A 14,894-nucleotide genomic window follows, 5' to 3' on the forward strand; every position below is an offset into this window, starting at 1 on the left:
TTTCGCCATTCCGGGCGGCGAGCGCTGCGCTCTATAGCCGTCCGTCCGGTGCTCGCCCTGCGCGAAGAAAACCCGCCTGACCGAACACGCCCCATTGCCGTCATTGCAAATTGACGTGACTTTCAACCACTATTGGCTTGCACGACAAGATGTATCTGATTGGCATGCCGGGTCCTTCCGCGCCAATTTCATTAATTCACCACTTTCGTTTAAAGCCTTGAATTTTGGATCATTGTCCTGACGTGTTGAGCATTGATCATGGACTTTCTTGAGTAAGTCCCAATCATTCTCGTGATCCTTAAAGAATGCCTCCCCTTCTTGCTTAGAACTGGCAATATTACCGGCGTCCTTGACTTTTTTGGCTTCATATATGCCTCGCGCAGTCATGTTGAGCGCAAGTCGTAAATCCTGCGGTTTCGCCCTCAGCGCAAGTTCTCGAAATGCGCTAAAAACCGCCATACAGTGGGAAGACGGGAGGGTTTCAGCAGTGGCAGCCGAACCGCAGCCGCCTAACGAAAATGCTATCAAAGCAATTCCGAATTTGGTTTGGATCATGTTTGCACATTCTTGGAAGTTGTCAGGATGACTATGCTTATTCGGCGGAAAGGCTTTCTAATCCCCTAAGGGACAATTGGCGCGTCCCTTTCCACCCCTCGCCGTCACTCCTGCGAAGGCGGCAACCCATCTCACGCCTCGTGTTGCAAAGGCATCAGTTGGGTCCCCGCCATCGCGGGGGTGACGGAATTAAGGCTGAGTCATTCCGAATCCGCTGTCCATCCCCTTCGCGGTTCCGATTCCGCACAAAGGAGAAATGCCGCCCCGCGCGCACAGCTTCGACGGAATACGGGGACAGGGGTGGTAAACCCCTGCCTGTTCCCTCCTTTACATACTGTTCCCTGCGAACCCAACCCGGTGTAATCCCCGCCGCATGATCCGCCTCATCAAGACTGTCATCCTCATCGCCGTGTTCTGCGCCGCCACCTGGTTCGGCGCCCACTGGTATGCCGAATACCGCGTGCGCACCGCCTTCGCCGAGGCCGGGCTGAGCGATCGGGCAGCCGCGTGCATGGGCGAGCGTCTCGTGCGTAAACTGTCACTGCGCCAGATCCAGAGGCTCACCGCGCTGCAGGGCGCGGCGCATACGCCCGAAGGCATGGTGGAAGCCGCGCATGCGATTGACGATCCGCGCGTGGTCAAGGTGACAGCGACCTCGCTGCTCTTGTGCAGCACCGGTTTCTCCCGCTAGGGCTCACGGCGACAATCCCGGAGTTCCGCTTGACACTCGCTCCCTACGCTTCCGACCCGTCCCGTTCGCGCGGGCGCGAGTTTTCGATCGAGAACGGCATCGCCCGCGGCGCGCGCAGTCCCTACCAGCGCGACCGGGACCGGATCATCCACTCGATCGCGTTCCGCCGCCTGCGCTACAAGACGCAGGTTTTCGTCGCGCCCGACGGCGACCACTACCGTGTACGGCTGACGCATAGCCTCGAGGTGGCACAGATCGCCCGCGTGATCGCGCGCATTCTGGGGCTCGATGAGGATCTGACCGAGGCGCTGGCGCTGGCGCACGACATAGGCCATCCGCCTTTCGGTCATGCCGGAGAGGACGCGCTCGATGCAGCGCTCCACAAGGCGGGCGGGTTCGACCACAACGCCCATACCCTGCGCACGCTGATGCGGCTCGACAGCCCTTATTGCGAGCACGACGGCCTCAACCTGACGTGGGAGACGCTGGAAGGTCTCGCCAAGCACAACGGTCCGGTGCTGGAGCCGACCTGGGCGCTGGCCGAACTCGACGCGGCTTACAATCTCGATCTCGGCACCCATGCCTCGCTGGAGGCGCAGGTCGCGGCACTGTCTGACGACATCGCCTACGACAACCACGATATCGACGACGGCCTGCGTGCGGGCTTCCTCGATCTCGACGAACTGCTGGCGCACCCTTTCGTCGTCGATCACTGGAACGAGGTGGAGCGCCGCTATCCCGGCGTGCCGCTTGACCGCCAACTGGCGGAGCTGATCCGCAGCCAGATTGGCGTCATGGTCAACGATCTCGTCGCGCAGACGCAGAAGAACCTTGTCGGCGTCGGCAGCATCGAGGAGGTGCGCGGCGCGGGCAGGGCGCTGGTCGCCTTCTCGCCCGAGATGGCCGAGGGCGAACGCGCCTTCAAGCGCTTCATGTACGAGAAGCTCTACTACCACCCCGAGCAGTTGGAGACAGCGAAGCGGGCACGGGCGCTGCTGGCGGAACTCTATTCCGCCTACTCGCAGGAAACGGTGCTGATGGACGAAAGCTGGATCGACACGATGCCGCGTTACGAGCCTGCACGCAGTCGTCACATCGCCGACTACATCGCCGGCATGACCGACCGCTTCGCCATCGCCCGCCATGCGGAGATCTACGGCCGCACGCCCGAGGGCCTGAGCAATGTCTAGGTTCTGACGGTGACGCAGGGGGGGACGCGCATCTGCCTGGTCGGCGCGACCGGGCTGGTTGGTTCTGCCGTGATGGCCGAGGCGGTCGGACGCGAGGACGTGCGGATCGTCGGTGTCGGGCGGCGCGAGGCGGTGCTGCCGCCGGGCGCGCGCATGGAGATGCTGGTGGGCGAGCCGATCGACTGGCCCGGGCTTATCCGTGCGGCGCAGGCCGACGTGCTGGTCTGTGCGCTGGGCACCACGATCAAGGCGGCGGGCAGTCAGGAGCAGTTCCGGGCAGTCGATCACGATCTGGTGCGTTTCACCGCAGAGGCGGGAATCGCGGCGGGGATCGGGCATATGATCCTCGTCTCCTCGGTCGAGGCGGACCGGGCCAGCCGCAACTTCTACCTTTCGGTGAAGGGCGAGACGGAGGAGGCGCTGGGGCGGCTCGGCTTCCAGCGGCTCGACGTGCTGCGGCCCAGCCTGCTGCGCGGCACGCGCGAGGAAGCGCGGCCGCTGGAAGGCGCGTGGCAGGCTTTCGCACCGCTGGCGGATCACCTCACGCTGCATGGGAAGCTGCGCCGCTTCCGCTCGATCCGCGCGCGCGACGTGGCCCGGGCGATCCTGACGCTAGGTTTGGAGCGGGCGCGAGGGTGCTTCGTACACGAGCATGACGCGTTGAAGCGGGCGGCCTCTTCGGCCCGGATTGAAGCCGGGGCCGCTGCCGGAGAACGGCCCAACTCACATGGCGCGTTGCCGACGGAGTTGGCCTGAAGAAAGCCACTGGCCCCGGATCAGGTCCGGGACGACGTTTTCCCGCACATTCGCCAAACCTTGCGTTGACTTAGCCCGGCCCGTCACCCAAGGCTCAAGGCACTCGCTGACACGCGCGGGAGAGACCTTGGACCGATTCGTCGGGAAAGAGGCGCCGAAGGAGCAACCGCCCCGGAATCTCTCAGGCAAAAGGACCGCGCAGCGTCTACAGCGAGCCTCTGGAAAGTGCCCCGCCGTTATCGGTCGTGGCCGCCGACGGTGTAACTCGGTCCATCCCTTTGCGGATGACGCCGGGGAAGCTCTCAGGCTTCCGTGACAGAGGGGGCACCTGAAACGGTGTGCCATGTGTCGCGGAGTCGTGTCTTGAGCGAATACCCAGTTACCGATGAAGACGGCCTCGAGCCGATCGAGATCCTGACCCTGCCGCTCGATGCCTGGCATCGCGGGAAGGGCGGCCGCATGGTCGAGTTCGCCGGCTACCACATGCCCGTCCAGTACGAGGGCATCATGGCCGAGCACCTCTGGACCCGCGAGAACGCCGGCCTGTTCGACGTCAGCCACATGGGGCAGGTCTACGTCTCTTCGGACGACGGCATCACCCCCGCCGTGGAGGCCGCGCTCGAAGCCGCGCTGCCGATTGACCTCGCCACGCTGAAGATCGGCGCGCCGCGCTACTCGCTGTTGCTGGACGAAGAAGGCGGCATCCTCGACGATCTCATGGTCACGCGCTGGAAGACGGGCTTCTACCTCGTCGTCAACGGCGCCACCAAGTGGGACGACATCGGCACCTTGCGCGAACTGCTGCCCGATGACGTGACCATCAACCATCTGGAAGACAACGCGCTGCTCGCGTTGCAGGGGCCCAAGGCCTTCGCCGCGCTTGAGCGTCATGCCAAGAGCGAATATCCGCTCTCTGCGCTGACCTTCATGAAGGGCGGGCAGTTCACGCTCGGCGGCGTCGATGCCTGGATCAGCCGTTCGGGCTATACCGGCGAGGACGGTTTCGAGATCGCCATCCCCGGCGAATCTGCCGCCATGGTCGCCGACCTGCTCTGCGGTGAGCCCGAGGTGAAGCCGATCGGTCTCGGTGCGCGCGACAGCCTGCGTCTGGAAGCGGGCCTGCCACTTTACGGCCATGACCTTTCGCCCGAGACCAGCGTGATCGACGCCGACCTCAAGTTCGCCGTCAACAAGCGCCGCCGCACCGAAGGCGGCTTCCCCGGTTCGGACCGCGTGCTGAAGGACTTCGCCGAGGGCACCGCGCGCAAGCGCATCGGTCTTGTCATCGAAGGCCGTATGGCTGCCCGTGAAGGCGCCAAGGTTTTCTCCGGTGATCAGGAAGTTGGCATTGTCACTTCAGGTGGTTTCTCGCCATCGCTGCAGCAGCCGATCGCCATGGCTTACGTCGATACCGCCCTCACTGCCGAGGGCACCGCGCTTACCATCGAGATGCGGGGCAAGCAGCTGCCGGCCAAGGTCGCGGCGATGCCCTTCGTCCCCCACCGCTATCACCGCTGAGGAGCTTTCCCATGACCCGCTATTTCTCCGAAGACCATGAGTGGATCGAAGTCGAAGGTGACCTCGGCACCGTCGGCATCACCGACTACGCCCAGGGCCAGCTCGGCGACATCACCTTCGTCGAAGTTCCCGCCGAAGGCGCCAGCGTCAGCAAGGGCGATTCCGTGTCGGTGGTCGATTCGGTGAAGGCCGCGTCTGACGTCTACACCCCGGTTTCCGGCACGATCGCCGCCGTCAACGAAGCGCTGGTCGATCAGCCCGAACTGGTGAACACCGAAGCCGAAACCGGCGGCTGGCTGTTCCGCGTGACCCTCTCCGACGCCGCCGAACTCGGCACGCTGATGGATGAGGCCGCGTACAAGAGCTACGTCGACAGCCTCTGATTGCCTTGTCCTCCCCGGTACGGGGAGGGGGACCGCCGAAGGCGGTGGAGGGGACTCGCCGCGCCGCGCAAGGTTTGCGTCAGGCCGTGAATTCCCTCCGTCAGACCTCCGGTCTGCCACCTCCCCGCTTGCGGGGAGGACAACGAAGTAGGAACCTCATGCGCTACCTTCCCCTGACCCCGGCCGACCGCGCCTCCATGCTGGAGACCATCGGCGCCGCCACGGTCGATGACCTGTTCATCGACGTGCCCGCCGAGGCCCGGCTTGCCGGTCCCATCGAGGGCCTGCCCGCTCACGCCAGCGAAATGGCCGTCGAGCGCCACATGTCCGCGCTCGCCGCGAAGAACCTGAGCGCGGGTTCCGCGCCGTTCTTCCTCGGCGCCGGTGCCTATCGCCATCACGTTCCGGCCTCGGTCGATCACCTGATCCAGCGCGGCGAGTTCCTGACCGCCTACACGCCCTACCAGCCGGAAATCGCGCAAGGCACGCTGCAGGTGCTGTTCGAGTTCCAGACGCAGGTGGCGCGCCTGTTCGGCACCGACATCGCCAATGCCTCGATGTACGACGGCTCGACCGCGTGCTGGGAAGCGATCCTGATGGCCGCGCGCATCACCCGCAAGGGTCGCAGCGTCCTGTCGGGCGGCCTGCACCCGCATTACGGCGAAGTCGTGCGCACCATGGCGAAGTTCACCAAGGACGACATTGTCAGCCTCGCTCCCGAACTGACTGCCGATCCCGATGACGCCGCCGTGATCGCGGCGATCGACGCGACGACCTCGTGCGTCGTCGTCCAGTACCCCGACGTCATGGGGCGCATCCCCGATCTCGCGGCGATTTCCGAGGCCGCGCATGCCGTGGGCGCACTGGTCATCGCCGTCGTCACCGAGCCGGTGGCGCTCGGCCTGATCGAAGCACCGGGTACGCTGGGTGCCGACATCGTCGTGGGTGAGGGGCAGTCGCTGGGCGTCGGCCTCCAGTTCGGCGGTCCCTACCTCGGCCTTTTCGGATGCCGCGAGAAGTTCGTGCGCCAAATGCCGGGACGCCTTTGCGGCCAGACCGTCGACGCCGAGGGCAAGCGCGGCTTCGTGCTGACGCTCTCGACCCGCGAGCAGCATATTCGCCGCGAGAAGGCGACGAGCAATATCTGTACTAATTCAGGGCTTTGCGCGCTGGCCTTCAGTATTCATCTGACCCTGCTGGGCGGTGAGGGCCTGGCCCGTCTCGCCGCTGTGAATCACGCCCGCGCGCAGCAGACCTTCGAGCGTCTTGCCAAGGTTCTGGGCGTCACGATCCTCAACACCGCCTACTTCAATGAGGCGACGGTGATCCTGCCGCGCGATGCGCGCGAAGTGGTGCGCGAACTGGCCGACCGTCAGGTGCTCGGCGGCGTGTCGCTGGGTCGCCTGTTCCCGGTGGCCGATGGCCTCCACAACGGGCTCCTGGTCGCCGCGACCGAAACCACCACCGACGAAGACATCGAGGCTTTCGCCACCGCGCTGGAAGCCGTTCTTGCAGGAGCGAGCGCATGAACGCCCCCAACGCATCCGGCTGGCGCCCGTCCATGGGTGGAGCCGGCGAAGCAAAGTTCGCAACCTCGTCAGGCGATTACGGCCTGATGCTCGAAGAAGCTCTGAGCTTCGAGCTGGGCAGCGCCGACAAGTGCGGCGTCGATATCGACGAGCCGAGCCGTGCTCCCGTTGCGGGCCTGAGCAAGTTCCTGCGCAAGTCCGCGCCCGCGCTGCCGGGCCTGACCGAGCCGGAGACCGTGCGCCACTACACCCGCCTGTCGCGCCAGAACTACGCGATCGACCTTGGGCCGTTCCCGCTCGGTTCGTGCACGATGAAGCACAACCCGCGCCTGAACGAGAAGATGGCCCGCCTGCCGGGCTTCGCCGACGTTCACCCGATGCAGCCGCAGACGACGGTGCAGGGCGCCCTCGAAGTCATCGAGCAGCTGGCCGACTGGCTCATCACGCTGACCGGCATGGCCTCGGTGGCGATGAGCCCCAAGGCGGGCGCGCATGGCGAACTGTGCGGGTTGCTCTGCATCCGTGCCGCTTTGGACGCGCGCGGCGAGGCGCGTGACGTCGTGCTGGTGCCCGAGAGCGCCCACGGCACCAACCCCGCCACCGCCGCCTTCGCGGGGTTCAAGGTGGAATCGATCCCCGCGACCCCGGCGGGCCGCGTGGACGTGGCGGCGCTCAAGGCCAAGCTTGGCCCCAACGTCGCGGGCGTGATGATCACCAACCCCAACACCTGCGGCCTGTTCGAGCCCGACATGCGCGAGATCGCCGATGCGGTCCATGCGGCAGGCGGCTATGTCTATTGCGACGGTGCGAACTTCAACGCCATCGTCGGCAAGGTGCGCCCGGGTGACCTCGGCGTCGATGCCATGCACATCAACCTGCACAAGACCTTCTCCACCCCGCATGGCGGCGGTGGTCCGGGTGCCGGGCCGGTGGTGCTGTCCGAAGCGCTGGCGCCCTTCGCGCCGCTGCCCTTCGTGACGCGCGGAGCAGATGGCTCGATCCACCTCGTCGAGGAGGAGAACGCCGCCGAGGGCCACGCGCAGGCGTTCGGCCGCATGGTCGCCTTCCACGGCCAGATGGGCATGTTCACCCGCGCGCTGACCTACATCCTCAGCCACGGCGCGGACGGTCTGCGCACGGTGGCCGAGGACGCGGTGCTCAACGCCAACTATGTGCTGCGTTCGTGCGAGGATCTGCTGCCTGCGCCCTTCGCGGACAGCGGCCCGTGCATGCACGAGGCGCTGTTCAGCGACGCCGGGCTGGCCGAGGGCTTCTCGACGCTCGACATCGCCAAGGGCCTGATCGACGAGGGCTTCCACCCGATGACGGTCTACTTCCCGCTGGTGGTCAAGGGCGCGATGCTGGTCGAGCCGACCGAGACCGAGAGCAAGGCGGGCCTCGATCGCTTCATCGCCTCGCTGCGCAGCCTCGCCGAGCGAGCAAAGGCGGGCGACGAAAGCCTGCACTCCGCACCGCACTTCGCGCCGCGCAGGCGGCTTGACGAAACGCTCGCCGCGCGCAAGCCTGTGCTCGTATGGCAGGGTGAACCCGGTGTTCCCGGCACGCCCTCGCTGAGTGAAATCGGAGGAAGCTGACACAGATGGGGGAGGGTGGACGCGGCCTCGTCACGTATCTGCCGCTGGCGATTTTCGTCGGCATCATGGCGCTGCGCATGATGCGGATGAAGAAGGCCAGGCCGCTGCGCCTTCCCCTGTTGTGGATCATGCCGGTGATCGTGGTGCTGGCGGTGTCGCTGGCGCTTGCGGGCATGCCGCCGAGCGGGCTGGGCTGGCTATGCCTGGCGACCGGCGTGATCGTCGGCGGCGCAATCGGCGCGCAGCGGGCGCGGCTGATGCACCTGCATATCGACGGTGAGGGCGAGAAGGCGCGCGTGATGATGCGCCAGTCGCCGCTGGCGATCCTGCTGATCGTCGCGGTTTTCCTCGCGCGGCGGTTCCTGCTGCCCAGCGGGTTTCAGGGCGGCGGAATGCAGAACGCGGCACACCCCGGTCATCCGGTCGGCAACGCGTTATTGATGATGGATGCGACGCTGGGCTTCGCGCTCGGGATGATCGTGGCGCTCCGGCTAGTGCTCTGGCTGCGGGCGCGAGACATGGTGGCAAACCACGTCTTCGACGCCTGAGGCGCTCAGTTTATGGCGTTCGATCCCGCCTGACCGACCGACTCGATGTCGCGGCCCAGGCCCTTGACGGTGTTGCAGGCGGTGGCGGTGAAAAGTACGCCGCCAAGGATGATGGTGGCGAGAATCTTGCTGGTCATCGAACGCATTTTCCTTCGTTGTCTGCGGCGATTAGCGCAGGAAACGTGTCAAGAAAAGCGTTCGTGAGACGGATGCAGGCAGGCTCCGGTCGGTGGCTTGGAACCTGCCTGCAGAGCACGTTACTTGATGGCGTCTTCGCCGGCCTTGCCGACCGACTCCACGTCGCGGCCTGCACCCTTGACGGTGTTGCAAGCGGCGGCGGAGAAAACGATGCCGCCCGCGACGAGGGCGAGTACGAGCTTCTTGACCATTTTGGTGTTCCTTTTTCCGGTGCGACGGGTGCTGCCACGCCGCGCATCGGGGTGAACACACATAGGCAGGTCAGGTTCCCTGAGCAGCCTCTTCCGTAACGCTTTCGTCGATGGCTGAGGTGGGCGAGACACGCCGTGCGAGGAAATGCTCGCGCGAGGTGATGATCAGGCCAGCCGCGACGATGATCGGCGCGCCCAGCCACATCGCCGCCGAGGGCACATGTCCCCAGATCGTCCAGCCGTAGAGTGTAGCCCAGATCAGCGCGGTGTAGTCCATCACCACCACCGTCGCGACTTGTCCCAGGCGCAGGGCCGAGGTGATGAGGAACTGCGCCAGTGTCCCCGCAAGCCCGATTGCAACGAGCAGCAGCCATTCGTAAGTCCCGTGCGCCGTGCCATAGAGCGGCAGCAGGATCGCCGCGAACAGCGAGCCGTAGAAGGCGAACCAGAAGACGCAGGCGATCGGTGCCTCGGTGCGCGAGAGATCGCGGATCTGGAAGCTGACCACGGCGACGATCAATCCCGCACCAAGCCCCGCCGCCAGTCCGAGCGCGGGGACGGGCGCACGGCCGGGCTGTGCGATGACCAGAACGCCGACGAAGCCCAGCAGCACCGCCGTCCAGCGCCACGGGCCGACCTTTTCGCGAAGGACCAGCGCGGTTATGATCACAGCGAACAGCGGCGTCGTGAACCCGAGCGTCGTGCCGACCGGCAAGGGCAGCAGCGTAGCGGCGCCGATGTTGCAGCACAGACCGGCGGTGCCGCTCGTCGCGCGCATGGCGTGGCTGCTCATGCGGCGGGTGCGCAGGAGGCCGAGATTGCCGGTCGCCGCCAGCCAGCCGAGGATGATCGGCACCGCCATCGCCTGTCGCCAGAACACCAGTTCGGGCAGCGACACGCCCGCTTCGCCCGCCAGCTTCACCAGCATGAACATCGTCGAGAGCATTACCATCGCGGCAAGGCGCAGGGCGATGGCCAGCATCGGGCGGTCTTTGCGAATGGTAGTGGAAGGTGCGGTCACGAAAGGGCGCTTTAACTCCGCCGCGCGCGAGGGCAAGGCGGGGCATGGACGATTCTCTGCATTGGATGACCATTTGCGGCAGCCTCGCCGCGCTGGTCGCGGTGATTGCCTGGCTGGGCGATCACCGGCGGCATCGCCGCAAGAACATTGAGAGGGTGGGTTTCATGCCGTGGACGCCCATCTTCTTCTTCTCGCTGATGGTGGCGGTGCTGCTCCTGGGCCTGTCGGCGCGGGAGTGGCTGGGCGGTTGATATTAGGCCGACTTGTTCGACAAACCTGAACAAGTGGATCGATTTTATCGGGCTGGCCGTAAGGGATCGGCAATGGGATCAACGCGCAAGCATTGACCTTTCCCGCCTTTCCTTTCGGAGAATTCGAATGAACCGCTATCTTGCATCGGCTCTGGCCGCTGCGTCTCTCGTCGTTGCCGCCCCGATCGTGGCGCAGCAGGCCGATACCAATGCCGCTGCCGTGCAGGCGGGCAACTATGCGCTCGACAGTGCGCACACGCTGGTGCGCTTCACCGTCGATCACTTCGGCATTAGCGAGTTCTTCGGCACCCTGCCGGGCGCGTCAGGTACGCTGTCGCTTGATCCGAAGAACCTGGCCTCGGCGAAGCTGGATGTTTCGGTTCCGGTGGCTTCCGTCTCCACCACCAACAAGACGCTCGATGAGGAACTGGTCGGTGCCGAATGGTTCGACGCCGCCCAGTACCCGACGATGCGCTTCGTCTCGACCAAAGTGGTGAAGACCGGCGCCAGCACCGCCGACGTCACCGGCAATCTGACCCTGCACGGCGTGACCAAGCCGGTGACGCTCAAGGCGAGCTTCAAGGCGGCCAACGTCAATCCGATGAAGAAGGTCTATACGCTCGGCTTCAATGCCGTGGGCACGATCAAGCGCACCGAGTTCGGCGTCACCAAGTACGCGCCGCTGGTCAGTGACGAGACGCAGATCGCCATCACCGCAGCTTTCGAGAAGCAGTAACTCTGCGTGATCTCGTTTGATTGAACAGACCTCGTCATTCCCGCGAAGGTGGGAACCCATCTCCTGAGGCGTCCTGTTGAAAGGGCATCAGATGGGTCCCCGCCTTCGCGGGGATGACGAAGGAATACGACACGCTTGAGGCTACGCACTTACGGGCCGCTTTCCTACATCCGCGCAATCACGTTTAACGTGGTGGATGAACCAGCCTCCGCCGCGCGCTCTCAACCGCCCCCGCCATATCCGTGTCCCCGCCTTCGCACCCGTGCCCGTGCGTCCGCGCAAGGACGGGTGGACGCCCGCGCGGCAGGCGGCCTTTCTCGCTGCCTTGGCGCAGGGCGGCGGTGTCGAGGCAGAGGCGCTCCGCGTGGGACTGTCGCGCGAGAGTGCCTATCGTCTGCGTCGCAAGCCCGGCGCGGGCAGCTTTGCCGCCGCCTGGGACAAGGTGACAGGCAAGCCGCCGGAAAAACGAAAGGTCACACCCGAGGAGCGCGCGGTGCGGGCGCGCTTCGGATTGCTGAAAGTGCGGATATATCGCGGTCGTCACATTGCGACCGAACTAAAGCCTGATAATCGCGCGCTTTTGTCGCTGCTGGCGCAGATCGATCGGGCGGCGGACCCGGACCGACCGGGCGCCTAAGGTGACAGATGTTTCACTGCCTCGTTTGTGTAAACCCCGGGGTGATCCGCCGGGGTGCACTTCGTTACAGACAGGCTTCGAGATAGGCCTGGTCGAAGCCGAACTGGCGGGCCTTCTCCAGCGTGTAGGGGCGCAGGCCCGAGGGGCGGAATTCGCCGATGATCTTGCCGTCGTCGGTCTCGTCCAGATACTCGAACTTGAACAGTTCCTGGGTGACGATGACGTCGCCTTCCATGCCGATCACCTCGGTGATGTTGGTGGTGCGGCGCGAGCCGTCGCGCAGGCGCTTCACCTGCACGATGAGGTCGACGGACTCGGCGATCTGGCGGCTGATGGCTTCCTTGGGGATCTTGATGTCGCCCATCAGGATCATGTTCTCCATACGGCCCAGGCATTCGCGCGGGCTGTTGGCGTGGAGCGTGCACATCGAACCGTCGTGGCCTGTGTTCATGGCGGCGAGCAGGTCGAAGCACTCGGCGCCGCGGATTTCGCCGAGGATGATGCGGTCAGGACGCATACGCAGGGCGTTCTTGACGAGGTCGCCGATGGTGATCGCGCCCTGGCCTTCGAGGTTCGGCGGACGGGTTTCCAGCGGCAACCAGTGGGGCTGCTGCAGGCGAAGTTCGGCCGCGTCCTCGATCGTCAGCACGCGCTCGCCCGGGTCGATCATCTTGGACAGGGCGTTGAGCATCGTCGTCTTGCCCGAACCCGTACCGCCCGAGATCACCACGTTCATGCGGCAGGCCCCGGCGATCTTGAGCGCGGTCGCCATCTTCTCGCTCATCGAGCCGAAGCCCTGGAGCATGTCGATGGTGATCGGCTTCTCGGAGAACTTACGGATCGAGATGGCAGTTCCGCGCAGCGACAGCGGCGGGACGATCACGTTGACGCGGCTGCCGTCCTTGAGGCGGGCGTCGGCCAGCGGCGTGGTCTGGTCGACACGGCGGCCGACTTGGTTGACGATGCGCTGGGCGATCTGGAACAAGTGCTGCTCGTCGCGGAACTTGGTCGGTGCGAGCTGCAGCTTGCCCTTCTTTTCGATGTAGGTCTGGTTCGGGCCGTTGACCATGATATCGGAGATATCCGGGTCGTTGAGCAGTTCCTCCAGCGGCCCGAAGCCGAGCAGTTCGTCGATCAGCACCTTTTCCAGCGCGAACTGTTCGCGGCGGTTGAAGGTGATCTTCAACTCGGCGAGGACCTCCATGATGATCGGACGGAATTCCTCCGACAGCTCATCCTTGGTCAGCGTCGCGGCGGCTTCGGGATCGACGCGCTCCAGCAGGCGCGGCAGAACCTGCTCTTTGATCTTGTGGATCGAGGCTTCGAAGCCGTTCTGCTCGGACTCGGCATGGACCGCGTTGGCGCGATCGGCGAGCCGCGACATGGCATCGTCGCGCGACGGGGCAAGCGAGTCGCCCGAGATGGAGGGAAACTGGTCGCCGGGAACGGGCGCCGAACCCGGAATGGCGGCGACGACATCGCCTCCGCTCTTGAGCGGCTTCGCCACGCCGAAAGCAGGGCGCGCGCCCTGACCCATACCACCGATGCCGTTGCGCCGACCGAATGCCGTCATGAAACCGTCAACCTCAAGCGCCGCCCTTGGAAGGGGGCGATCCATGCCTAATTCCAGGCACTGTTAAGGTTGAAACTTTGATAACTTACTAATGCGCTGCACCGGAGGGCGAAGTGGACGATGACGATCGCACCTGCTGGCTGTGCGCACGGCCGCTGGGGTGCAAGGTGGAATGGCATCACCCGGTGCCCAAGAGCCGGGGAGGGCGCGAGACGGTGCCGCTTCATCCGATCTGTCACCGGACGATCCATGCAGCGCTGGGCAATGCGCAACTGGCGCGGATGAAGCCGGAAAGCGCGGAGCTTCTGAAGGTGGAGGAAATCGCGCGGTTCGTGCGCTGGGTGGCGGGAAAGCCGCCGGATTTTCATGCGCCGACGCGGCGGAAGCGATGAGCCAAAGCAAAACGGGCGGGCGGCCTTTCGACCACCCGCCCGCCGCAAGGATTCGGATGAACCTTAGTTCTTGGTCTTGTCGACCAGGGCGTTGGCGCCGATCCAGGGCATCATGGCGCGCAGCTTGGCGCCGGTTTCCTCGATCGGGTGACGCTTGGCGGCAAGGCGCGAAGCCTTCAGCTCGGGCTGGCCGGCGCGGTTGTCGAGCACGAAGTCCTTCACGAAGCGGCCCGACTGGATGTCTTCCAGAACGCGCTTCATTTCCTTCTTGGTCTCTTCGGTGATGATGCGCGGACCGGTCTTGATGTCGCCGTATTCGGCGGTGTTCGAGATCGAGTAGCGCATGTTGGCGATGCCGCCTTCATACATCAGGTCGACGATCAGCTTCAGTTCGTGGAGGCACTCGAAGTAGGCCATCTCGGGAGCGTAGCCGGCTTCCACCAGCGTCTCGAAGCCGGCCTGGACCAGCGCGGTTGCGCCGCCGCAGAGCACGGCCTGCTCACCGAACAGGTCGGTTTCGCATTCCTCGCGGAAGTTGGTCTCGATGATGCCCGAACGGCCGCCGCCGACGCCCGAAGCATAGGCGAGGGCGATGTCCTGCGCGTTGCCGGTGGTGTCCTGGTGGATCGCGATGAGGCAGGGCACGCCGCCGCCGCGCTGGTATTCGCTGCGCACGGTGTGGCCCGGGCCCTTGGGCGCGATCAGGAACACGTCGATGTCGGTGCGCGGCTCGATCAGGCCGAAGTGGACGTTGAGGCCGTGCGCGAAGGCGAGCGCGGCGCCGGGCTTCAGGTTCTCATGGATGTCGGCGGCGTAGATGGCGGCCTGATGCTCGTCGGGAGCGAGGATCATGATGACGTCGGCCCATGCGGCGGCGTCCTTGTTCGACATGACCTTGAAGCCGGCGGCTTCGGCCTTCTTGGCGGTTGCCGAACCGTCACGCAGGGCGATGGCGACGTTCTTGACGCCCGAATCACGCAGGTTCTGGGCATGGGCATGGCCCTGGCTGCCGTAACCCAGGATCGCGATGTTCTTCTCGGCGATCAGGTTGATGTCGCAATCGGCGTCGTAATAGACCTTCATCGTTCTTCCTTCCGTCATCCCGGCGAACCGGGACGGTTATTGTCCAA

Annotated in this window: 18 protein-coding genes and 2 riboswitches; of the genes, 12 read left to right on the forward strand and 6 right to left on the reverse strand. The window is 65.0% G+C overall.

Annotated elements, in window-relative coordinates:
• Nucleotides 1-129 precede the first annotated feature (129 nt).
• Complete coding sequence (locus LH128_RS33955) at nucleotides 130-555, reverse strand: hypothetical protein (protein ID WP_156799760.1); 426 nt, start codon at nucleotides 553-555, stop codon at nucleotides 130-132.
• A gap of 373 nt (nucleotides 556-928) precedes the next feature.
• On the opposite strand from LH128_RS33955, the gene LH128_RS30020 reads away from it, so the two are divergent.
• The 8 genes from LH128_RS30020 to LH128_RS30055 all read left to right on the forward strand — a co-directional run bounded on the left by LH128_RS30020 (nucleotide 929) and on the right by LH128_RS30055 (nucleotide 8,765).
• Nucleotides 929-1,246, forward strand: coding sequence for a hypothetical protein (locus LH128_RS30020; protein ID WP_008833460.1), 318 nt, complete (start codon nucleotides 929-931; stop codon nucleotides 1,244-1,246).
• 29 nt (nucleotides 1,247-1,275) lie between these two features.
• Nucleotides 1,276-2,436 carry a deoxyguanosinetriphosphate triphosphohydrolase gene (locus LH128_RS30025; protein ID WP_008833461.1) on the forward strand — a complete coding sequence of 387 codons (1,161 nt, stop codon included), beginning with the start codon at nucleotides 1,276-1,278 and terminating at the stop codon, nucleotides 2,434-2,436.
• A 9-nt stretch (nucleotides 2,437-2,445) separates the two neighbouring features.
• Entirely contained in the window at nucleotides 2,446-3,192 is a 747-nt protein-coding gene (locus LH128_RS30030) for an NAD(P)H-binding protein (RefSeq protein ID WP_008833462.1), read from the forward strand.
• A 106-nt stretch (nucleotides 3,193-3,298) separates the two neighbouring features.
• A riboswitch (glycine riboswitch) is annotated at nucleotides 3,299-3,399 on the forward strand.
• Between the two features lies 1 nt (nucleotide 3,400).
• Nucleotides 3,401-3,521: riboswitch (glycine riboswitch) on the forward strand.
• 34 nt (nucleotides 3,522-3,555) lie between these two features.
• Entirely contained in the window at nucleotides 3,556-4,710 is a 1,155-nt protein-coding gene (gene gcvT, locus LH128_RS30035) for a glycine cleavage system aminomethyltransferase GcvT (RefSeq protein ID WP_008833463.1), read from the forward strand.
• Between the two features lie 11 nt (nucleotides 4,711-4,721).
• Nucleotides 4,722-5,093: a glycine cleavage system protein GcvH gene (gene gcvH, locus LH128_RS30040; protein ID WP_008833464.1), complete on the forward strand. Its 372-nt coding sequence runs from the start codon at nucleotides 4,722-4,724 to the stop codon at nucleotides 5,091-5,093.
• A gap of 158 nt (nucleotides 5,094-5,251) precedes the next feature.
• A complete protein-coding gene (gcvPA, locus tag LH128_RS30045) occupies nucleotides 5,252-6,622 on the forward strand; it encodes an aminomethyl-transferring glycine dehydrogenase subunit GcvPA (protein ID WP_008833465.1) in 1,371 nt (456 codons plus the stop codon).
• Nucleotides 6,619-8,217: an aminomethyl-transferring glycine dehydrogenase subunit GcvPB gene (gene gcvPB, locus LH128_RS30050; protein ID WP_008833466.1), complete on the forward strand. Its 1,599-nt coding sequence runs from the start codon at nucleotides 6,619-6,621 to the stop codon at nucleotides 8,215-8,217. The genes gcvPA and gcvPB overlap by 4 nt, the downstream gene beginning before the upstream one ends.
• A 5-nt stretch (nucleotides 8,218-8,222) precedes the next feature.
• Nucleotides 8,223-8,765 carry a hypothetical protein gene (locus LH128_RS30055; protein ID WP_008833467.1) on the forward strand — a complete coding sequence of 181 codons (543 nt, stop codon included), beginning with the start codon at nucleotides 8,223-8,225 and terminating at the stop codon, nucleotides 8,763-8,765.
• A gap of 5 nt (nucleotides 8,766-8,770) precedes the next feature.
• Here the strand turns inward: LH128_RS30055 and LH128_RS30060 are convergent, their stop codons facing one another.
• The 3 genes from LH128_RS30060 to LH128_RS30070 all read right to left on the reverse strand — a co-directional run bounded on the left by LH128_RS30060 (nucleotide 8,771) and on the right by LH128_RS30070 (nucleotide 10,136).
• Nucleotides 8,771-8,902, reverse strand: a complete 132-nt coding sequence (locus LH128_RS30060; protein ID WP_036524933.1) for an entericidin A/B family lipoprotein — start codon at nucleotides 8,900-8,902, stop codon at nucleotides 8,771-8,773.
• A 120-nt stretch (nucleotides 8,903-9,022) separates the two neighbouring features.
• Nucleotides 9,023-9,154, reverse strand: a complete 132-nt coding sequence (locus LH128_RS30065) for an entericidin A/B family lipoprotein (protein WP_008833469.1) — start codon at nucleotides 9,152-9,154, stop codon at nucleotides 9,023-9,025.
• A 70-nt stretch (nucleotides 9,155-9,224) separates the two neighbouring features.
• Nucleotides 9,225-10,136 carry a DMT family transporter gene (locus tag LH128_RS30070; protein WP_008833470.1) on the reverse strand — a complete coding sequence of 304 codons (912 nt, stop codon included), beginning with the start codon at nucleotides 10,134-10,136 and terminating at the stop codon, nucleotides 9,225-9,227.
• Between the two features lie 83 nt (nucleotides 10,137-10,219).
• Between LH128_RS30070 and LH128_RS30075 the strand changes: the two genes are divergently transcribed.
• The 3 genes from LH128_RS30075 (at nucleotide 10,220) to LH128_RS31645 (ending at nucleotide 11,799) form a co-directional block, all read left to right on the forward strand.
• Nucleotides 10,220-10,426: a hypothetical protein gene (locus LH128_RS30075; RefSeq protein WP_008833471.1), complete on the forward strand. Its 207-nt coding sequence runs from the start codon at nucleotides 10,220-10,222 to the stop codon at nucleotides 10,424-10,426.
• 127 nt (nucleotides 10,427-10,553) lie between these two features.
• Complete coding sequence (locus tag LH128_RS30080) at nucleotides 10,554-11,162, forward strand: YceI family protein (RefSeq protein ID WP_008833472.1); 609 nt, start codon at nucleotides 10,554-10,556, stop codon at nucleotides 11,160-11,162.
• Between the two features lie 196 nt (nucleotides 11,163-11,358).
• A complete protein-coding gene (locus LH128_RS31645) occupies nucleotides 11,359-11,799 on the forward strand; it encodes a hypothetical protein (protein WP_008833473.1) in 441 nt (146 codons plus the stop codon).
• 64 nt (nucleotides 11,800-11,863) lie between these two features.
• Here LH128_RS31645 and LH128_RS30090 read toward each other — a convergent pair whose 3' ends face one another.
• Complete coding sequence (locus LH128_RS30090) at nucleotides 11,864-13,372, reverse strand: CpaF family protein (RefSeq protein WP_008833474.1); 1,509 nt, start codon at nucleotides 13,370-13,372, stop codon at nucleotides 11,864-11,866.
• Nucleotides 13,373-13,485: 113 nt separating this feature from the next.
• Here LH128_RS30090 and LH128_RS30095 point away from each other — a divergent pair, with 113 nt between their 5' ends.
• Complete coding sequence (locus LH128_RS30095; protein WP_008833475.1) at nucleotides 13,486-13,764, forward strand: HNH endonuclease; 279 nt, start codon at nucleotides 13,486-13,488, stop codon at nucleotides 13,762-13,764.
• A 63-nt stretch (nucleotides 13,765-13,827) separates the two neighbouring features.
• Here LH128_RS30095 and ilvC read toward each other — a convergent pair whose 3' ends face one another.
• Nucleotides 13,828-14,847: a ketol-acid reductoisomerase gene (gene ilvC, locus LH128_RS30100; protein WP_008833476.1), complete on the reverse strand. Its 1,020-nt coding sequence runs from the start codon at nucleotides 14,845-14,847 to the stop codon at nucleotides 13,828-13,830.
• Nucleotides 14,848-14,894: the final 47 nt, after the last annotated feature.

The organism is Sphingomonas sp. LH128, from assembly GCF_000293195.2.
Classification (GTDB): Bacteria; Pseudomonadota; Alphaproteobacteria; order Sphingomonadales; family Sphingomonadaceae; genus Novosphingobium; species Novosphingobium resinovorum_A.

What these genes read in the sequence shown, in the direction of transcription:
- LH128_RS33955 (WP_156799760.1), bottom strand. Translation starts at nt 555, where the DNA reads ATGATCCAAACCAAATTCGGAATTGCTTTGATAGCATTTTCGTTAGGC.
- LH128_RS30020 (WP_008833460.1), top strand. Translation starts at nt 929, where the DNA reads ATGATCCGCCTCATCAAGACTGTCATCCTCATCGCCGTGTTCTGCGCC.
- gcvH (WP_008833464.1), top strand. Translation starts at nt 4,722, where the DNA reads ATGACCCGCTATTTCTCCGAAGACCATGAGTGGATCGAAGTCGAAGGT.
- gcvPA (WP_008833465.1), top strand. Translation starts at nt 5,252, where the DNA reads ATGCGCTACCTTCCCCTGACCCCGGCCGACCGCGCCTCCATGCTGGAG.
- gcvPB (WP_008833466.1), top strand. Translation starts at nt 6,619, where the DNA reads ATGAACGCCCCCAACGCATCCGGCTGGCGCCCGTCCATGGGTGGAGCC.
- LH128_RS30055 (WP_008833467.1), top strand. Translation starts at nt 8,223, where the DNA reads ATGGGGGAGGGTGGACGCGGCCTCGTCACGTATCTGCCGCTGGCGATT.
- LH128_RS30060 (WP_036524933.1), bottom strand. Translation starts at nt 8,902, where the DNA reads ATGACCAGCAAGATTCTCGCCACCATCATCCTTGGCGGCGTACTTTTC.
- LH128_RS30065 (WP_008833469.1), bottom strand. Translation starts at nt 9,154, where the DNA reads ATGGTCAAGAAGCTCGTACTCGCCCTCGTCGCGGGCGGCATCGTTTTC.
- LH128_RS30070 (WP_008833470.1), bottom strand. Translation starts at nt 10,136, where the DNA reads ATGCTGGCCATCGCCCTGCGCCTTGCCGCGATGGTAATGCTCTCGACG.
- LH128_RS30075 (WP_008833471.1), top strand. Translation starts at nt 10,220, where the DNA reads ATGGACGATTCTCTGCATTGGATGACCATTTGCGGCAGCCTCGCCGCG.
- LH128_RS30080 (WP_008833472.1), top strand. Translation starts at nt 10,554, where the DNA reads ATGAACCGCTATCTTGCATCGGCTCTGGCCGCTGCGTCTCTCGTCGTT.
- LH128_RS31645 (WP_008833473.1), top strand. Translation starts at nt 11,359, where the DNA reads ATGAACCAGCCTCCGCCGCGCGCTCTCAACCGCCCCCGCCATATCCGT.
- LH128_RS30090 (WP_008833474.1), bottom strand. Translation starts at nt 13,372, where the DNA reads ATGACGGCATTCGGTCGGCGCAACGGCATCGGTGGTATGGGTCAGGGC.
- ilvC (WP_008833476.1), bottom strand. Translation starts at nt 14,847, where the DNA reads ATGAAGGTCTATTACGACGCCGATTGCGACATCAACCTGATCGCCGAG.